This is a genomic window from Streptomyces mutabilis (assembly GCF_014649815.1).
GTDB classification, from domain to species: domain Bacteria; phylum Actinomycetota; class Actinomycetes; order Streptomycetales; family Streptomycetaceae; genus Streptomyces; species Streptomyces mutabilis.
Map to the genome: position 1 here is coordinate 149,672 of NZ_BMTT01000013.1, position 16,457 is coordinate 166,128.

General features: G+C 69.9%; 15 protein-coding genes and 2 pseudogenes. 8 read left to right on the plus strand and 9 right to left on the minus strand.

The genetic code is table 11. From position 1 onward, the window contains the following. Window positions 1-169 precede the first annotated feature (169 nt). A pseudogene (locus IE142_RS38805) lies at window positions 170-247 on the minus strand (transposase); the annotation flags it as partial. A gap of 290 nt (window positions 248-537) precedes the next feature. Next, window positions 538-1,104, minus strand: a complete 567-nt coding sequence (locus IE142_RS24755) for a nuclear transport factor 2 family protein (RefSeq protein ID WP_191887801.1) — start codon at window positions 1,102-1,104, stop codon at window positions 538-540. A gap of 89 nt (window positions 1,105-1,193) precedes the next feature. On the opposite strand from IE142_RS24755, the gene IE142_RS24760 reads away from it, so the two are divergent. Beyond that, window positions 1,194-1,817 (plus strand): TetR/AcrR family transcriptional regulator, encoded by a 624-nt coding sequence (locus IE142_RS24760; RefSeq protein ID WP_191887802.1) that lies wholly within the window; start codon window positions 1,194-1,196, stop codon window positions 1,815-1,817. Window positions 1,818-2,432: 615 nt separating this feature from the next. Here the strand turns inward: IE142_RS24760 and IE142_RS24765 are convergent. From IE142_RS24765 to IE142_RS24780, 4 genes are read right to left on the minus strand one after another with little or no spacing between them, the layout of a single operon-like run. Continuing rightward, window positions 2,433-3,023: a GTP-binding protein gene (locus IE142_RS24765; protein WP_052412242.1), complete on the minus strand. Its 591-nt coding sequence runs from the start codon at window positions 3,021-3,023 to the stop codon at window positions 2,433-2,435. Next, on the minus strand, window positions 3,010-3,381 hold the full coding sequence (locus IE142_RS24770; protein ID WP_043378839.1) for a DUF742 domain-containing protein: 372 nt from the start codon (window positions 3,379-3,381) through the stop codon (window positions 3,010-3,012). The genes IE142_RS24765 and IE142_RS24770 overlap by 14 nt, the downstream gene beginning before the upstream one ends. Continuing rightward, window positions 3,381-3,782 (minus strand): roadblock/LC7 domain-containing protein, encoded by a 402-nt coding sequence (locus IE142_RS24775; protein WP_030826382.1) that lies wholly within the window; start codon window positions 3,780-3,782, stop codon window positions 3,381-3,383. Before IE142_RS24775 ends, IE142_RS24770 begins: the two co-directional genes overlap by 1 nt. Beyond that, window positions 3,779-6,109: a nitrate- and nitrite sensing domain-containing protein gene (locus IE142_RS24780; RefSeq protein WP_191887803.1), complete on the minus strand. Its 2,331-nt coding sequence runs from the start codon at window positions 6,107-6,109 to the stop codon at window positions 3,779-3,781. The genes IE142_RS24775 and IE142_RS24780 overlap by 4 nt, the downstream gene beginning before the upstream one ends. Before the next feature lie 402 nt (window positions 6,110-6,511). Between IE142_RS24780 and IE142_RS24785 the strand changes: the two are divergent. Beyond that, window positions 6,512-7,332: pseudogene (locus IE142_RS24785) on the plus strand (ribonuclease BN). A 46-nt stretch (window positions 7,333-7,378) separates the two neighbouring features. Here IE142_RS24785 and IE142_RS24790 read toward each other — a convergent pair. Beyond that, window positions 7,379-7,639: a hypothetical protein gene (locus IE142_RS24790; RefSeq protein ID WP_191887804.1), complete on the minus strand. Its 261-nt coding sequence runs from the start codon at window positions 7,637-7,639 to the stop codon at window positions 7,379-7,381. A gap of 406 nt (window positions 7,640-8,045) precedes the next feature. On the opposite strand from IE142_RS24790, the gene IE142_RS36945 reads away from it, so the two are divergent. Together IE142_RS36945 and IE142_RS24795 are read left to right on the plus strand one after the other, a co-directional pair. Beyond that, on the plus strand, window positions 8,046-8,423 hold the full coding sequence (locus IE142_RS36945; RefSeq protein WP_229830850.1) for a DUF5994 family protein: 378 nt from the start codon (window positions 8,046-8,048) through the stop codon (window positions 8,421-8,423). Window positions 8,424-8,521: 98 nt separating this feature from the next. Next, window positions 8,522-8,893, plus strand: a complete 372-nt coding sequence (locus IE142_RS24795) for an STAS domain-containing protein (RefSeq protein ID WP_191887805.1) — start codon at window positions 8,522-8,524, stop codon at window positions 8,891-8,893. Between the two features lie 136 nt (window positions 8,894-9,029). On the opposite strand, the gene IE142_RS24800 is transcribed toward IE142_RS24795, so the two are convergent. Further along, entirely contained in the window at window positions 9,030-10,070 is a 1,041-nt protein-coding gene (locus IE142_RS24800) for a fatty acid desaturase family protein (protein WP_191887806.1), read from the minus strand. Between the two features lie 628 nt (window positions 10,071-10,698). Continuing rightward, the gene (locus IE142_RS24805) at window positions 10,699-11,583 is read right to left on the minus strand and encodes a helix-turn-helix transcriptional regulator (RefSeq protein WP_191887807.1); all 885 of its coding nucleotides are present in this window, start codon (window positions 11,581-11,583) and stop codon (window positions 10,699-10,701) included. Between the two features lie 103 nt (window positions 11,584-11,686). On the opposite strand from IE142_RS24805, the gene IE142_RS24810 reads away from it, so the two are divergent. The 4 genes from IE142_RS24810 (at window position 11,687) to IE142_RS37395 (ending at window position 16,457) form a co-directional block, all read left to right on the plus strand. Further along, window positions 11,687-13,222 carry an MFS transporter gene (locus IE142_RS24810; RefSeq protein ID WP_191887808.1) on the plus strand — a complete coding sequence of 512 codons (1,536 nt, stop codon included), beginning with the start codon at window positions 11,687-11,689 and terminating at the stop codon, window positions 13,220-13,222. Between the two features lie 646 nt (window positions 13,223-13,868). Then, the gene (locus IE142_RS24815) at window positions 13,869-14,654 is read left to right on the plus strand and encodes a HEAT repeat domain-containing protein (RefSeq protein ID WP_229830852.1); all 786 of its coding nucleotides are present in this window, start codon (window positions 13,869-13,871) and stop codon (window positions 14,652-14,654) included. Beyond that, on the plus strand, window positions 14,641-15,666 hold the full coding sequence (locus IE142_RS24820; protein WP_191887809.1) for a MerR family transcriptional regulator: 1,026 nt from the start codon (window positions 14,641-14,643) through the stop codon (window positions 15,664-15,666). The genes IE142_RS24815 and IE142_RS24820 overlap by 14 nt, the downstream gene beginning before the upstream one ends. Before the next feature lie 401 nt (window positions 15,667-16,067). Beyond that, complete coding sequence (locus IE142_RS37395) at window positions 16,068-16,457, plus strand: GNAT family N-acetyltransferase (RefSeq protein WP_268252973.1); 390 nt, start codon at window positions 16,068-16,070, stop codon at window positions 16,455-16,457.

Below are 16,457 nucleotides of genomic sequence, written 5' to 3' on the forward strand. Positions count from 1 at the left end.
TTCAACCGTGGCGCGGCGGTCGCAGGACTCCCCGGCCGAGCCCTCGGAACGTCTCCTGGACCCAGCCCGGACCAACTGCTTCGCGTAGCCGTCGCCTTCCGGCGCGCCCGGGCACACATGAAGGTCCTGGGCCTGACCAGCTGGCACGAGTTTTTCCAGTGCGTCACGGCGGCTGCCCGCCTCTGCCCGGGAGCCAGGCCGGCACCGGCAGCAACGGCCTGATGGCCGCCCACTCCGCGTCCGTCATGTCCGACGGATACCGGCGTTCCCGGTCGGGATGGTCGGCCGTATTGCCGTACACGTGCGCGAGGCAATCACGCGATGGCGCAGCCGAGTTGAACTGGACGGGCTCGGGCGAGTACAGCAACGACCTCAGGGCCTCCCGGCAATGCTCGGTTGGATTCACATCCCCGAGCTACCGAGAGGCCCTGTCTTCATGCGCGCACAACGGGAAGAGCACCCCGGCGAGAAACCCGTTCGACCCGCACGTTCCATGACCGGTTGCGATACGGCTTCTGACGGGTGGACCTCAGGCGGTCAACTGGCGGCGGGCCAGTCGGCCGGGAGGCCGGACTGCTTGAGGAGATCGGCGAGGTTGTAGTAGTCGCTGTTGGAGGCAATGCGTTCGCCGCGGAGTTTCATGATGGTGGTGGCGGGGACGGCGAACGGCTTCGTTGCGCCGGGCATCACGCCGGAGAAGGTCCATTCGATCGCAATCCGGTTGCCGCTGCGGAACGAGGAGTGGACCTTGACCTTGGTGTTCTTGATGCTGGCGTGCGTTTTGGTGACCCAGTTGCCGATCTCGGTCCGGCCGTGCCATGCGGCGCCGAAGGCGTGGTCGATGTAGACGCCGTCGCGGGTGAACAGGGCGGCCATCTCGGCGGGCTGCTTTTCGTTCCAGGCGGTTTCCCACTGGGAGACGATGGCCCTGGAGTTGTGCTGCGAGCCCCAGTGCACGGGCCCGGCAGAGCTGACGGTGCTCACCGAAGCCGTCGTCGACGATGCCGGTGCCTGAGCGTTCGCCGGGGCGACTGCCGCGAAGGTCGCGACACCTGCGGTAGCGATCGAGACTGTCAGTGCGGCGATGATCGGATTCTTCCTCATGACTGCTTCCAAGTTGTTCGGTGGTGGCGTGGCCCATTACTTTACGGGTGTTAACTTACACGGTCAGTTAACCGGTGTAAAGTGATTGCATGACGACTTCGAAGGGACGTGTCCGCAACAAGCGAGGTGAAGGCGCGCAGCTACGCGACGAGATCGTCAGCGGCGCGACCAGGCTGCTCGTCCAAGGCGGGGAGCACAGCGTCACGCTGCGCGCCGTGGCACGGGAGGTCGGGATCTCGGCGCCGGCCATCTATCAGCACTTCGCCGACCGGGACGCGATCCTGTTCGCGGTCGCCGAAGTCGCCTTCGCCGAGCTGGAACATGCACTGAACGATGTGGGTGACCATGCCGACCCCGCTGACAGGCTGCGAGCGGTTGCCGTGGCCTATCTGACATTCGCCAAGCACTCGCCTACCCGCTACCAGATCATGTTCGGCGGGGTCTGGGATGCGAGCAAGTCGCTGCAGCGCACACCTTCGATGGCCGCCGATCTCGCGGAACTCGGCCTCGGCGCCTTCCGAATCATCAGCCGGGCCATGGCTGACTGCATCGAGGCAGGTTGCTCCACCGGGACTGATCCGCACGCCGACGCAACCGCGTTGTGGGCCGGCCTGCACGGACTCGCTCAGCTGCAGGTGGCGACGCCCTTGTTTCCTTGGCCTTCCGGGCTGCAGTCGACGCTCATCGATCGACTGGCATTGCTGCGAGGCTGACCGGCGAAAGGTGCCCGGCCATCTGTGCTGCTGGTTGGGGCCAGGTGCTGCCGTCCTGCTGTCGTGGACCATGTGCCGACGGGTCGACTGGTGCCCGGTTGAGTGACTCTCATCTTTGCGGTCACTCCGCCGACGCCACCTCGGCCGGTCCTTCCGGGATCAGATACGAGATGAGGTCGCGGGTCAGATTTCCTGCGTCCGGCGGATGTCCGACGGCGGAATCGCGACAGCACCGGCCCCCAGCACGATGCCGTCGGCTGACCGGAACAGCGTGATGGGCGTGTGATGGCCGGCGACCTGCGCGAATGACCTTTCGTTTCCTTCACGCTCGTGCCGGTTGGGTCGGTCACCGGTGAAGTCGCCGGGACGGCCGTCGACTCGGCGCGTACTTCCGGGGTGCAGGCATCAGAGCCGTGCTTCCCATCTGCCGGGCCAATCACGGCCGGTTTCAGGGCCGCTACGAGAACCGGCTCAGCTCAGTCCGGGCCGTGCCGCGGGAGGCGTTCCCCGACGACGGCTGTACCGGCCGGCATTCCTCGACGGCCGACGCGGCGGCGGCCTGGACCGGGGTCACGGTCGCGGTCGTGAACCTATACGCCACCACGTCGGCCGAGGTCAGTCGGTGGCCGCGCCCCCGGCTTTGGCGATGAGCATGTCCAGAAGCGAGAGCAGCGCACCGCGCGCGTCGTCACGGGAACGGGCATCGACCAGGTGAATGGGTGTGTTCGGGTCACGCAGATGCAGCGCCGCCCTGATCTCCTCGATGGTGTAGGGCTGTTCGCCGTGGAAACAGTTCGCGGCGACCACGAACGGAACCCCTCGGTTCTCGAAGAAGTCGACGGCCGGAAAACTGCGGTCGAGGCGTCGTGTGTCGACGAGGACAATCGCCCCGAGTGCCCCGTTCAGCAGGTCGTCCCACATGAACCAGAAGCGCTCCTGGCCAGGGGTGCCGAACAGGTAGAGCACGACCTGTGCATCGGTGAGGGTGATGCGGCCGAAGTCCATCGCGACGGTGGTAACCGCCTTGGACTCGATGCCGTCGAGGTCATCGACGCCGACGCCCGCGCTCGTCAGCCGCTCCTCGGTACGCAACGGCTCGATCTCGGAGACCGTCTCGACCAGGGTCGTCTTGCCGACGCCGAATCCCCCAGCGATGAGGATTTTGACGGGGTGCGCTTCCTGGGCTGGGGTGTCATATCCCGGCAAGGTTGTCCCTGATTCTCATGAGCAGGTGGACATTGGTGGTCTCGGCCCCTTCCAGGGGTGGCCGGTGCTCGATCAGCCCCCGATCAGCGAGTTCGCCGAGAAGAAGCGTCATGGGAGTGAGGCGGATGTGCATGCGCGCCGCGATCTCGGCGACCGCCAGGCCGCCCGGTGGCGAGCACATCGCGAGGATGGCCTGCCACTCGCTGGGCAGGCCGCCGTGGCCGTCCGCGACGGCCACGGCCGTGATCGTGGTGTCCATGGTCAGGGCGGTGTGTGCAGCCGCCGTACGTCCATCGGTCAGCGCGTACAGCCGCGTCCGGCGGTGGCCTCCCTCTCGCGGCCTGGGCTCGTCCGCCATTACGACGGCTGTGCCTGGCCGCGATCAGGCGTGCTCAGCCACTCACCGAGCGCCTGGGCGGTGCGCACGGCTTCACCGCCCAGCTCCCCCAGCCGCGCCTTGCGGGACGTCACCACGATGAGCGTGCTGCCCTCGCCGCATCCGACGATGCAGAGATAACAGTCGTCCATCTCGACCAGCTGGCGGATCACCCGGCCGCCGTCGACCTCCCTGGATATCGCCTTCATGGTGGAAGCGATGCCGGAGGACGCGGCGGCTATGCGCTCCGCCTGGTCCCGTTCCAGCTCGTACGAGCTGAGCTTGATCCCGTCGTTGGACAGGAGCACGGCTCCCTGGATGCCGGCGATCCTGCTCAGGTTGTTGTCCAGGACGCTGTAGATCATGTCGTTCGTTGTCGTCATGGCTGATCCCGTCGGAGTTCTTCTTCCACTGTCTGAGTCCCGTGTTCGTAGTCCGCCCAGGCGTCGGCCACTTCTTCGGGTGTTGCCGCATCCTGATGGACGCCGGTTTCCGGTGCGTGCGGCGCGCGGAGCTGCTCGGCGATGTGAGCCTGTGGGATCCGCTCGGGGAGGGCCGGCTTCGCGTCACCGTTCCGTCTCAGGGAAGGAACCGACGGCTTCCTCTCCACCGGCCGCCCGGGCGAGCGCTCCGGCTTCCTACGGCCGGCCGACCCGGTCCTCGCGTGCAGGACCAGCTCGGGCTTGCGTTCGTCGAACGGGCCCGGTACCGGGGCGGGCATCGCCGCCGCGCGCGACGCTTCCTTCCCCGCCCGGACCGGTTCGGTCGGCACGAGGAGTTCCTCGGGAAGGATTACCACGGCCGAGGTCCCCCCGTACACCGAGCGGCGCAGCGTCACCGTGGCCCCGAGCTGTTCGGCGATGTGGCCGACCACGAAGAGTCCGAGCCGGTGCGCGTTCTCCGCCAGGACGGAATACGGCGGGGCCGAGTGCAGACGCCCGTTCATCTCCTCGTAGGCTGCGGCGGTCACCCGAGGCCCGCGGTCCTCGATGTCGACCAACAGCCCGTCTGTCACCAGTTCGGCACGGATGACCACCTTCGACTGCGGCGGGGAGAACCGGGTGGCGTTGTCCAGGAGTTCTGCCAGGAGGTGGCTGATCTCGCTGACAACCCGCGGTGCCACGCTGATCTCGTCCAGGGCCTGGCGCTCGATCCGCCGGAAGTCCTCGACTTCCGCGGCGGCTTCGCGCAGCAGGTCGGCGACGCGCATGGGCTCGGTGTGCGGATCGGGGATCTCCCCACCTGCCAGGATGAGCAGGTTCTCGATCTGCCGCCGCATTCCCACCGTCAACTGGTCGGATCGCATCAACCGGGCGAGAAGCTCCTCGTCGTGCCCGAAGGCGTCCTGCAGTTCGTCGGTGAGGGCCAACTGGCGGCTGACCAGGTTTCCGGTGCGCGAGGCGATGCCCGCGGCGAACATACCGAAACCCTGACGCTCGGCCGCGAGCCGCGCATGCCCGTCGACGGATACGGAGACGACCCGGGCGAACGCGTCGCTGATACGTCCGACCTCGTCCCGGTCTCCGCTCACCGCGGGCAGCGCATCGTCGTCGACGGGCTGCCCGCGCTGGAGCCGGGCAACGACATCCGGCAGCGTGTCCTCGGCAATGGCCACCGTACGTCGGTGCAGACCGCGCAGGCGGCGGAGCACGGAGCGCGTGGTGAGCACGATGACGGCCGCGACGGCGAAGACGGCTGCGCCGTTTCCGACGATCAGCCAGATGACCTCGTTCTCCAACTGCGTGGCCTTGGCGTCGGCGTGCACGAGCAGTGCTCGCCCCTGTTTCGCGTCGAGCGCGGCAAGGCGCGACGCGAACGTGTCGTACGCGGCCTGCCAGGCGTCAGCTTCCTTGGGTAGCTCGATGCCGGACGCGGTGTTCTGGTGGTCGGAGATGACCGCGTCCTCGATACGGACCTTCGTCTTCCAGCCGTCCGAGGCGAAGACCTGGTCGTAGGCCGCCTTGTCCTCGGCCGTCAGGTACGGCGCGACCCACTCGTCGTACTGGTACCGCTGGGATCCGACGGAGTTGACGAATTCGGCGAACCCGGAAGGGCTCAGACGCCTGGACGGCCCGGCCATGGCGAGGATGGTGGTCTCGCGTGCCACCATCTCCGACACCGTGAACACCGTGACGACCAGGCCGCTTTCCTGGATGAGCTCGGCGTCTTCCGCATGGCTGAACTCGTTCTGGTACACCCGGATGATGCGGTCGACGAGGTCGGAGTAGTAGCCGATCGTCCGATCCGCGTCCCCGCTGCGGGCGTCCGCGCGCTCGCGGAACGCGGCCAGATCCGCGAGGCCGTGCTTCAGCTCCGCGACGTAATGATCGTCCTCGCGCCCGGTCGCCGCCAGAGCTCCGTCCATCGCCCGGCGAAACTCGTCCGCGGCCCGGTCCGTGGCCGCGCGCTGCTCGCGCAGCTCCTTCTCGGAAACGGAGTCGCTCGCCCACCGTGTGGCGGTCATCGTCCGCTCAGCCTGCAGTTCGACCATCAGCCTGGTCAGGGGTACATCGGTCCGCTCACCGACTGCCACGTCAGCGCGTAGTTGCTTTGACTGGTGTATCAGCGGCTGTGCGGTCATGGCCACTTGGACACTCATCGCCACAATAGGGACGATCGCCAGCCACATGAGCAGCGTACGCAGGCGCAGAGTCCGCCGCCGACGAGTCGCCGGCTGCCCTCGTGTGCCTTCGGGTTCTATGGGAGACATCAGTCCTCGGAGAGCGGGGAACCAGGGGGGACGGCCCGACCGCCGAGACCAGACGCAGTCCTGGGTTCAGGGCTGGGGGAAGTCCGGTTCGGCTTTGACGCGACGTGAGGTACCGATCATAACCAGCCACGCCGGAGAAGCGGAGAGATGACTTCCGTTGGTCACATGCGGTAAAGGCGACGAAGCACTGCACATCGGGCGTTGGCGTACATCTGACGCCTGGGCGCAGGCGTGCTCGTGCGGACAGGGCGACCCGCTTTCCCGGCCGCACGTCTTGGACCGACTGGCGCATGGGTCACTTGAGTCCCGGGCCGGTGGGCTCGTCCATCCGGGAAAGTCTGTTGGGGAATCTCGTGTCGCGCCCTCACCTGTTGACGGCCTGGCCCGTGGTAATCGACAGACATGCCTGAAGAGTCCCCCGAGGTCGCGGACCGTTCGTACCGGTTCGGGCGGCTGCGCCGCGCCGTCATTCGTTCGCCGGTCGGGCGCGGACGGCGACGGGGCGTGCACATGGAGCTGGGGTCGCGTTCGCTGAGCTTTTCGGCGCTGGGATTGCTCACGCTGGTGCCTTTGTTGATCATCGTCTCCTCTGCCGATCCCGAGCACAGTCGGGGGTTCGCGCAGTGGTTGGGGGAAGGGCTCGGCGTCTCGACGGCCGCCAGGGAGCAGGTCGATAGGTTGTTCGCTCGGCCCGGCCAGGCGCTGCGGAGCACGACCGTGTTCGGTATCGCCGCCCTCGCCCTGTTCGGCCTGGCTTTCGGGGCCGCGGTGCAGACCGGCTACGAAAAGGTCTGGGACCTGCCGCCGGCCCGCTGGTGGGCCAGGTGGCGGCACGTGGTCTGGCAGGCGGGGCTGTCGCATCGCTGAGCGCCGTCCTGTTCCTCTGGTGGTCCCAACACCTGCTGCTCGGGGGGCGGATCCGCTGGCGCGCGCTGCTGCCGGGCGCCGTGGCCACCGTGGTCGGGCTGCTCGGTCTGAGGATCTTCTCCGCCCTCGTCTTCTCGCCACTGATCGCATCCAACGCCGTCGCCTACGGACCCGTCGGAACCGTGTTGGTCGTCGAGTCCTGGCTGCTCGGCGTGGGAGTCGTGATCTTCGGTGGCGCACTGGTCGGCCGATTGTTCTACGAGGAGACCCCCCCGCGTGACACGCACATGGAAACGACGCAGGTGAGGACGGCGCACCAGACGCTCGCCTCGCCCGGGGCACACGATCGGACCTGAGCCCAGTCGAGGCCTAACGCCGTCCCGACACCGGGTGGGCGGACGATCAGTGGCGCCCGGGCTCCTGACCGGTGTGTTCGGTCGCCCGGCTGGACTCCAGCCACGAACGGGCGGGCTCTGCCGCGCGGGTGGTGTCCACGGTGAGTTCGAGACGGGTGCCGCCCTCGCCGTTCGCCGGATAACTGCGCTGTTCGGTGGCTGCGAAGCAACGACGGAGAACTTCCGCCACCCGTCGTGCGTCCTCGGGCGACGCGGCGACGACGTGAACCTCGGCATACCCGGCCGAGGGTGCTTCCTGGGACTCCATGGCGACCTCACTGCGCGGCTGGATGCGATCGGACCAGAGCGCCGATCACTCTAGTCGCACACATCACCCGCCTCGGACCTCGACGCATCGACTCGAACCCGGTGGGTCCGGGGAACACCGGGCGGGGGAGTACCCCAAGGGCCGGGGCGAGTGCTGACGTCCGTGTCCCCGTCGGTGCCGGGACCGGGTGGCCGCGGACGCGAAGCGGGGACGCGTCCCACAGCACGGAGCTGGCTTCATGGGCATCGGCGGCGGGCGGTCCGCGGCCGCGCCGCCCGTTCGGGTGGTTCGGGGAGTACGGTATGGAGTACCGAGAATCCTAGGGGCACCGGCACCGTACCCGTGTCGTTTTCGGCGATCGAATACGCCGGGCCGGTTACGACCGGTCCGGGGCAGGGTCCGCGTCATGACTGTGACCATCTCCCGCCCGACGACGTCCGAAGAGCAAGCGGCCCCATCTCGTCCGCGCCTTGACCCCGCACCGGCCGGCTCCGTGCCGGCACTGCTGGACGGCGCCTGGCGGCCGCGCTCGCCCGACCTCCTCGCCGAACTGCCCGCACCGGCGGCCGTGCTTGCGCAGTGGGGACGGATCACCCGGATCACGAAGAACCCAGCCCCGTGGCCGGTGACCGAGGGCGACCGGACCGCACAGGCGGCCTGGGTGTGCGGAGGCAACCCCGAACCCACGGCTCCGGCTGTTCGCGCACCGGGCCGGACGGTCGGTGCTGTGCCGGCGGACCGGTCGACGAGGGTGTCGGAACCCTTGACGTCCTCGTGCCCGTGATCGCGCTCGCGGTGGTGACGACTGCGTACGTCCCTCACCCACGGCCGGTTCTGTCCGTCGCTCGGTGTCTTTGAACGGATCCTCAAGAACGAGGAGACATGTCCCCTCCACCGCTTGACGTCCTCCGCCGGGAGCGCGGTCCGCACGCTCTGGTCGCCCTCTCGGGAGAGATCGACCTGACCACCGTCCCGCTGGCGCGCAGCGCCCTGCTCCAGTGTCTCGACGAGCGCGCCCGCACCGTCGACATCGACCTCTCCGCAGTCACCTTCTGTGATGTCAGCGGGCTCAACCTCTTCCTGGAGATGGCGCGGCTCACCGAGCGCTCGGGAGCACCCATGTGCCTGCACCAGCCCCCGCGGTCCCTGGTGCGTCTCACCGAAATCACCGGCTCCGGTGATCTGCTCCCTTTCGTCCGCCCCGCCCCGAGATCGTCGCACGCCGGGCAGGCCGCCGTGGAGAGGGTGCGGTGAGCTGAGCGCTCGATGACGAGCACGAGCCATGAAGTCCGAGGCAGGCGCTCCGTTGATGCCCCTGACCTGATCAGAAGGGGGCTTCGGCGGACCGGGGCACCCGCGGCCGCGTGAGCCGCGGACGCCCTGCGAGTTCCTAGGCGGGGACGCGCTTGTGCCGGAGGGGTGCTCCGGCCTGATGGAGGCTGGTGAGCGCCTGCCGGTAGGAGGCGATCAGCCCGGTCTCCAGGTAATCCACGCCCAGTTCCTCGCAGTAGCGCCGGACGAGGATGCGTGCCTTGCGCAGGTTGGGGCTGGGCATGCTGGGGAAGAGGTGGTGTTCGATCTGGTGATTCAGGCCGCCCAGGGCGATGTCGGTGAACCATCCGCCGTTCACGTTGCGTGAGGTGAGCACTTGGCGGCGGAGGAAGTCCGGGCGGTCGTCGCCTCTCAGGATCGGCATGCCCTTGTGGTTGGGGGCGAAGAGAGAACCGAGGTAGAGGCCGAACAAGCCCTGGTGGACGGCGAGGAAGGCGATTGCCATGCCGGGCGGCAGGACCCAGAACAGGGCGGTCAGGTACACCACGCAGTGCATGGACAACAGAACGCCGTCGAGGACCCGGTGCTTGAGTGCGCGGTTGGCGACCGCCCTCCCGCTTGACACGTGCAGGTTGAAACCCTCCAGCGTGAGGAGGGGAAAGAACAGGAACGCCTGCCAGCGGCCGATGAGGCGGGGGAGCCCGGTGGCGGCGCGGGCCTGATCCTGGGACCAGACCAGCAGGTCGGGGGTGACGTCGGGGTCGAGGTCCTCGTTGTTGGGGTTGGCGTGGTGACGGGTGTGCTTGTCCTGCCACCAGCCGTACCCCATCCCGATGCTCGCTCCGGCGATCCGTCCGGACACCTCGCTGGCCCTGCGCCGGCGGAACACTTGGCGGTGGGCCACGTCATGGGCGACCAAGGCCACCTGCCCGAAGACGACAGCCAGGAAGGCTGCGACCGCCAACGTCCACCATGAGTCGCCGACGAGTGCGAAGGCGATCCATCCGGTGGCGTAGAGCCCGGCCACCGCGGTGATCCGGAGCGTGTAGTAGCCGGGGCGGCGCCCCAGCAGTCCGGCATCCGCGATCTTCCTCGACAGCCGGGCGAAGTCGCTGCCGGAACTCTCGGGACGCGGAGCGCGGACCGTGACACTTGTCATGATTGGTGAAACTCTCTGCTAGCTGTGCAGGCGCCTCCGGGCCGCCGCCCGACAAGGGTGGGGGGCGGTCGCGGACGCCGGCCGGAGGCGCGCCGCCCGCAGCGTCGGCCGTCGTGACGCTGCTCCGGGACCGGCCGGGTTCCCGGCCGGGCAGGTCCTATTCGGTCGGGGGCGGTCTTCCCGCGAACATTCCCCGAGCAGCAGGTGGACGGAGCGTCGGCTGCGGGGTTCGGATGCCCCCCTTCGGCGCCGAATCGGAAACCGTCCGGCGCCATCATGTGGAGCGCGTGCGGTCCCCGAGTCAGCTGGTAGAAGTGTCTGTCCCGTGGTTCTGTGGCCGGGGAGGGGCGCTCGGCCTGTCTCTCTCCGTACGTAAGTGCGAACGGACGGTGTCCCCCCCGCAACCATTTTGACCTGCGCGTACATGGAGACATGGCATCGGGGGGCGCCGTCAGCTGCTAGTCAGCCCGGTTTCATGGCTGCATGGCGATGACACTCGACTCCCCGACGACCTCGACGCGAAGCTCACCGAGAGGGCAGCTGACGGGCGCGACCTCGTTCTCCATCGCGTGACGTCCGATGTCGTGCGGTGGGGGACGGAAACGGGTTCCGACAGGAGCACGCAGCTTCAACGCTGCTCGGTCCGTACGGTCCTCGGCTCCGGCTCGTCGCCCCGGCCGCTGTGCTGGTTCAGCACGCGCAACGCGTCCGCGGAGGTCGCGTCGTTGGGGGTGTAGATCTCGACGCGGTGGTCGGGGCTGTCGGGCTGAAGCCACACCTGGTAGTCCACGCTCACCGCTCCGACGGTGGGGTGCTGCACATGCATGGTCCCCGTCGTGCAGTCGGAGACGTCCCCCGTCGCCCACATCGCGCCGAAGTCCGGGCTGTGTATGAGGAGTTCGCCGATCAGCCCGGCGAGCCGGGCGTCCGTGGGGTAGCGGCCCGCGGTGAGGCGCAGATAAGCGACGTGGATTTTGGCGAGATCCGGCCAGTTGCGGTACATGTCGCGGGTGTGGGGGTCGAGGAAGAACATCCTGGGGATGGACGGACGCCCCTCCGGATCCCGTGGCGCCTCGAAGGGAATGTGCTCGGCGGCCAGCGCGTGCCCGGTGCGGTTCCACGCGAGGACGTCGCCGCGCCTGCCGAGCACCACCGCGGGCGTGGCCTCGCCCAGTGACTCCAGGAGGGCCAGTACCCGCGGGTGGGGCTCCTCGCGGGGCGGTTCGCCCAGACCGGGCTTCACCGACTGCCGGGCGAGGTTGTGCAGATGGACGGTCTCCACCTGGTCGAGCCGGAGCACCCGGGCGAGCGCGTCGAGCACCTGCCCGGAGGCGGTCTCGGCCTGCCCCTGCTCCAGACGCGTGTAGTACCCCGCGCTCACCCCCGCGAGCTGGGCGAGTTCTTCCCGTCGGAGACCGGGGACCCGGCGGGAGGCGCCGTAGGTCACCAGACCGATCTCAGCCGGAGTGACCCGGTCACGACGGCTCTTCAGGAACGTTCCTAGGCTCTCCATGCTTACGAGCCTAGGGTGCACGCCCGCTCCGTGGGTGTACCTGTCGGGTGTACCCACGCCATGGGGATGGCTGTCGGCCACGCCGTACCCGAGTGTCGGCACCATGACTCGACAGCATGCGAACAACGCTCCCGGACTGCGGGCCTGGCTGGGGCTCGCGGTGGTCCTCGGCCCGGTCCTCCTCGTCTCCATGGACGGATCGATCCTGTTCCTGGCCATGCCCCGGATCAGCCAGGCCCTCTCGCCCACTGCCGACCAGGCGCTGTGGATTCTGGACATCTACGGCTTCGCCGTCGGTTCCCTGCTGGTCGCCTTCGGCAGCATCGGTGACCGCTACGGCCGGCTGAGGCTCCTGGTGATCGGCGCGACCGTGTTCGGACTCGGCTCCGCCGGGGCGGCGTTCGCACCGACCCCCGAACTCCTCATCGCCTGCCGAGCGCTCATGGGCGTGGCCGGGGCGACCCTGCTGCCCTCGGCGCTGGCCGTACTGAGCGAGCTGTTCCCCGACTCCCGGCGCAGGGCCCAGGCCATCGGCATCTTCGCAGCGGCCTTCGCGGCCGGTTTCGCCATCGGCCCGGTCATCGGGGGCGCCCTCCTCGGCCAGTTCTGGTGGGGCTCGGTCTTCCTCGTCAACCTCCCCGTCATCGTCGCGTTCCTGGGGTTCGCGCCGGTCCTCCTCCGAGAGGTCCGGTCGGGCGGGACGGGCCGCGTCGATCCGCTCAGCGTCGTGACCTCCGCCGGGGGCCTGCTGCTCACGATCTACGGCATCAAGCACCTGGCCGCCGACGGGATCTCGGCTCTTCCGATCGGCACGATGATCGTCGGCTTCGCCGTACTGGCCTTCTTCGGCCTGCGCCAACGGCACCTCGACAACCCGCTGATCGATTTTTCCCTCTTCCGCGACCGCGTCTTCGCCATCGCCGTCATCACCGGTCTCCTGCCGCTGGCCGCATGGTCGGCGGCGGCGTACCTGTCCGGCATCTACCTCCAGTCGGTACTGGACCTGAGCGTCCTGCACGCTGCGCTCCTGGCCCTCCCGGGCGCGGCGGCCCTCACCATCTCCTGCATCGTCACACCGGCCGTCGTCGAACGCATCGGGAAGCGGGCCGCACTCCTCGTCTGCCACTTCTCCATCGCGGGCGGCCTGTTGCTGCTGCTCCCCACCACGGTCACCGGCGGGATCGGCTGGTACGTCGCCTCGACCGTGATCGCCGGCTTGGGGTACGGCATCTCCTTCGCCGTCGTCGCGGACACCGCGGTCGGCGCGGTCCCCGCGGAGCGTGCCGGCTCGGCCGGAGCGATCGCCGAGACCAGCAACGAGATCGGGAACGCCCTTGGCATCGCGATCCTCGGCTCGCTCGCCGCGCTGCTCTTCCGCATCCAGGGCCCGGACCTCGCCCCCACCCTCGACGAGACCCTCCAGGTGCCTTCACTGCTCCCGTCCGTGGTCCAGGACGCGAAGTCCGCGTTCGTCACCGGCCTGCACGTCGTCGTGCTCGCGGCGAGCCTTCTGCACACCGCCCTCGGAGCGGCAGCCCTGCGCTGGCTCCCCAAGCCGGCGCCGGAGGAGCAGGCCACCGAGGTCCACGAAGAGCCCGGAGGAGCGCGTTGCGAACAGGCCGTGGCGGAGCAGGTCTGACGGGAGGGGCCGGCGAAGTGTCGCCGCCAGGCCGGCCGGAACCGGGTGAGGAACCCGTCTTCGCCGTCAGGGCCCGCATGCTTCCTGGCCGCCGTCCCGCCCGAGTGGCCCGCGCCGATTCCCCGGTTGGACAGGCCCTCGCCGACCGGCCTCCCCGCCCGCCCCGAAGGACGCCCAAGGTCCTTGAGCCCGGCGGTGCGGCCGCTAGGGCAGGCGCGCCTCCGGGCCGTCGCGAGAAACGCGGAACGGGCGGGATGGTTCGGTCGGCCCCAAAGAGCGCGCGTCACCGTCGCGGGCGCGCCATGGAGCAGCAGCCTCGACCGGCACCACCGCGGCGCCTCACATGACGAGGCATGGCCGATCGGCGCCCTCTCCTCCTCCCGCCGGTGGTTCCACCCTGGAGGAACAGGTCGGGCCGGTGGCGTTCGGTGGTCGGTATCTCGTCCGGCGGTGGTGGCGCCGCCCCGCGTACGCCCCGTCCCGGTGGTTCGGTGGGGCCGGTGTGGAGCCGGGGCAGGTCCGAGGCGGTCGCCGGGGCGGGCCCGGCTTGCGCTCGGGGCGTGGACCTCTGCGAGCTCCTCGTCGAGAGGGCGGCGGGGAGCAGACGACGTGCGGACGCCGGTTGACCTTGACACGTTGTTAAGGTGTGACCTGGGCGCAGGAGGTGGTCCCCATCAACACCACAGACGGAACCTCGCACACCGCCCGCGTGGCCCGCGCCCTGAGCGCCGAGGCCAGTTCGGTCCGGCTTCAGGCGGCCCTGGCGGCCGGCTCGAACCCCGACCCTGACTTCCTGGAGACGCTCGTCGAGCGGTGCGCGGTCGAGCCGGACTTCTTCGTGCGGGACATGCTCTCCTGGGCGCTGACCCGGCTCCCACCGGAGGCCACCCTGCCCCGGATCCGGCGGGAACTCGGCTCCGGGCGCGCGCAGGCCCGCAGCCAGGCGCTGCACACGCTGTCCAAGATCGGGAGCAGGAGCGCGTGGGCGTTCATCACACGCGGGATGCTGCGCGACGCCGACGACGAGGTCGCGCGGACCGCGTGGCGCGTCGCCGTCGTCCTCGTGCCCGAAGAGGAGAAGGAGGACCTGGCCGGCGAGCTGGCCCGACAGCTCGGCCGCGGTGACCGCGAGGTGCGGCTGAGCCTGAGCCGGGCCCTCATCGACCTCGGTGACGTGACCGGGCCCGCCCTGGAGAAGGCGGCGGCGCGCCCCGATCCGGTGGTGGCCGCGCACGCCCGTGCCACCGAACTGCTCAGGCAGAACCCGGAGGCCGGCTTCGACGCGGCCGTCGAGGAGGCGAAGCGAGTCGTCGCGCTCGGTCCCGAACGCGCCGCCGCCTCCGTCGCAGAAGCCGGAGCCGAAGAAGCCGCGGGAGCCGGAGAAGCCGTGGAGATCGCGAAGGCCGGGGAGACGCGGAGTGCTGATCGGTGAAGTGGCCCGCCGCTCGGGGGTGAGCCCCCGGATGCTGCGGCACTACGACGCCCTGGGCCTGGTGCGGCCGACCGGTCGCACCGTCGGCGGCTACCGCGAGTACTCGGCCGAGGACGTCCGCAGGATCTTCCACGTGGAGAGCCTGCGGTCCCTCGGGCTGTCCCTCAAGCAGATCGGACGCGCGCTGGAGGATCCGGCCTTCTCGCCGTCCGCCCTGGTCGGCGACCTCATCCGGTGGACGCAGGACCGCCTGGAACGGGAGCAGGAACTGCTGGAGCGGCTCCGCGCGATCGAAGCGTCGGCGCCCGCCGGCTGGCGGGACGTCCTGCACGTCGTCGAGCTCATGCGCGGACTCGACTCGACCAGCGCCGCGCGCAGGCAGCGCACCGTCCTGGTACGTCCGGAGGGTGCCGCAGTGCCTGCCGAACTGCTGGCCGGGGCGGTGCTGTCCGAGCCCGACCCCGTCGTCGCGGGCGCCCTGCGATGGGCGCTGGCCCGGTCGGACGGCGACGGCCTCGCGACCCTGGTGGCGGGCCTGCACTCGGACGACACCGGCGTCCGGCGGCGTGCCGTCCTGGCGATCGCCGCGATGCCAGATGCTCCGGGGGTGGCCGAGGTGCTCACGGACGCGCTCGGGGACGCGGACCCGACGGTGCGCAGACACGCCGCGCTGGCGCTGGGCGGGCGAGGCGCGACCGCGGCCGTGCCGACGCTCGTGGGCATGGTGGTCGAGGGGACCAATGACGTCGAGGCGGCGGAAATCCTGGGGACGCTGTCCCGGGACCCCGAGTGTGCGGAGCGGATCACGGCCGCCCTGGTCGACGAACTCGCGGCGCCCACCGCCGACTCCGCGACGCGGATCCGCCTCGCCCAGGCGCTGGTGGAGCTGTCGGGGGACGGCCCGTCGGCGGTCCTGCGCCGGCTGGCCCGGGACGACGACCGCGCCGTCGCCCTCGTCGCGTCGGCCTTCGTGGGGCTCCTGGAGGAGCGCTCCTCCGAAGACCGGGCGTGATCCACTGATCGTGGACCCGGAGGGTGACGCACAATCGAGTGACGCCCGGGGAGAGGTACGCGCCGATGGTGGACGCCGACGCCGCGGTGCTCGACGACCCGGTGGGGCAGTCGCTCCACGGGCGCCACGCGAGACCCGCCCGTCGGTGCGGCCGGGCCGGCGGGTACCTGCCGGAAGTCGCAACCTTCTCGGCGCTGTCCGTGGCCGGGGCGCGACGGCGGGGGCGGAGACGGACGCCACGGCGTGGGCCGACCTCGCCCGGCCGCTCGGGCCGGGGCAGGTCGCCGACATGTTCAGTTCGCCGGCGACCCCACCGCCGGACCGGAAGCCGGTCTTCGAGTCCGAGATGGAGGGCCGTCAGATGATCCGGCCCGGTACCGGACGGTTCGCCCGGACGGAGGATGAGACCGGCATGGTCGAACGGGGCGCGGACGACGTGCCGGAGATACTCGGACTCGTCGACGGGACTGGGCCGGGACCGTTCTGGGCGCGCACCCGCGAACTGCACCTACCCGGGCATCCGGCACGAGGGCACGCTGGTGGCGATGGCGGGCGAACGGCTGCGGCCTGAGGGGTGGACGGAGATCAGCGCCGTCTGCACCGCTCCGGAAGCACGCGGGCGTGGCTACGCCGCCCGGCTGGTCGGTGCGCTCGCGGCGCGCGTCACGGCGCGCGGCGAACGGCCCTTCCTGCACGTGGCGGAGGCGAGCACCGCCGCGATCGCCCCCTACGCAGGGCTGGGGTTCGAGACCCGCGCGGAAGTGACCTACCGGGGGTTCCGCGCTCCGTGA

What these genes read in the sequence shown, in the direction of transcription:
- IE142_RS24800 (WP_191887806.1), bottom strand. Translation starts at nt 10,070, where the DNA reads ATGACAAGTGTCACGGTCCGCGCTCCGCGTCCCGAGAGTTCCGGCAGC.
- IE142_RS24790 (WP_191887804.1), bottom strand. Translation starts at nt 7,639, where the DNA reads ATGGAGTCCCAGGAAGCACCCTCGGCCGGGTATGCCGAGGTTCACGTC.
- IE142_RS24770 (WP_043378839.1), bottom strand. Translation starts at nt 3,381, where the DNA reads ATGGCGGACGAGCCCAGGCCGCGAGAGGGAGGCCACCGCCGGACGCGG.
- IE142_RS24760 (WP_191887802.1), top strand. Translation starts at nt 1,194, where the DNA reads ATGACGACTTCGAAGGGACGTGTCCGCAACAAGCGAGGTGAAGGCGCG.
- IE142_RS24805 (WP_191887807.1), bottom strand. Translation starts at nt 11,583, where the DNA reads ATGGAGAGCCTAGGAACGTTCCTGAAGAGCCGTCGTGACCGGGTCACT.
- IE142_RS24775 (WP_030826382.1), bottom strand. Translation starts at nt 3,782, where the DNA reads ATGACGACAACGAACGACATGATCTACAGCGTCCTGGACAACAACCTG.
- IE142_RS24755 (WP_191887801.1), bottom strand. Translation starts at nt 1,104, where the DNA reads ATGAGGAAGAATCCGATCATCGCCGCACTGACAGTCTCGATCGCTACC.
- IE142_RS37395 (WP_268252973.1), top strand. Translation starts at nt 16,068, where the DNA reads ATGAGACCGGCATGGTCGAACGGGGCGCGGACGACGTGCCGGAGATAC.
- IE142_RS24795 (WP_191887805.1), top strand. Translation starts at nt 8,522, where the DNA reads ATGTCCCCTCCACCGCTTGACGTCCTCCGCCGGGAGCGCGGTCCGCAC.
- IE142_RS36945 (WP_229830850.1), top strand. Translation starts at nt 8,046, where the DNA reads ATGACTGTGACCATCTCCCGCCCGACGACGTCCGAAGAGCAAGCGGCC.
- IE142_RS24780 (WP_191887803.1), bottom strand. Translation starts at nt 6,109, where the DNA reads ATGTCTCCCATAGAACCCGAAGGCACACGAGGGCAGCCGGCGACTCGT.
- IE142_RS24810 (WP_191887808.1), top strand. Translation starts at nt 11,687, where the DNA reads ATGACTCGACAGCATGCGAACAACGCTCCCGGACTGCGGGCCTGGCTG.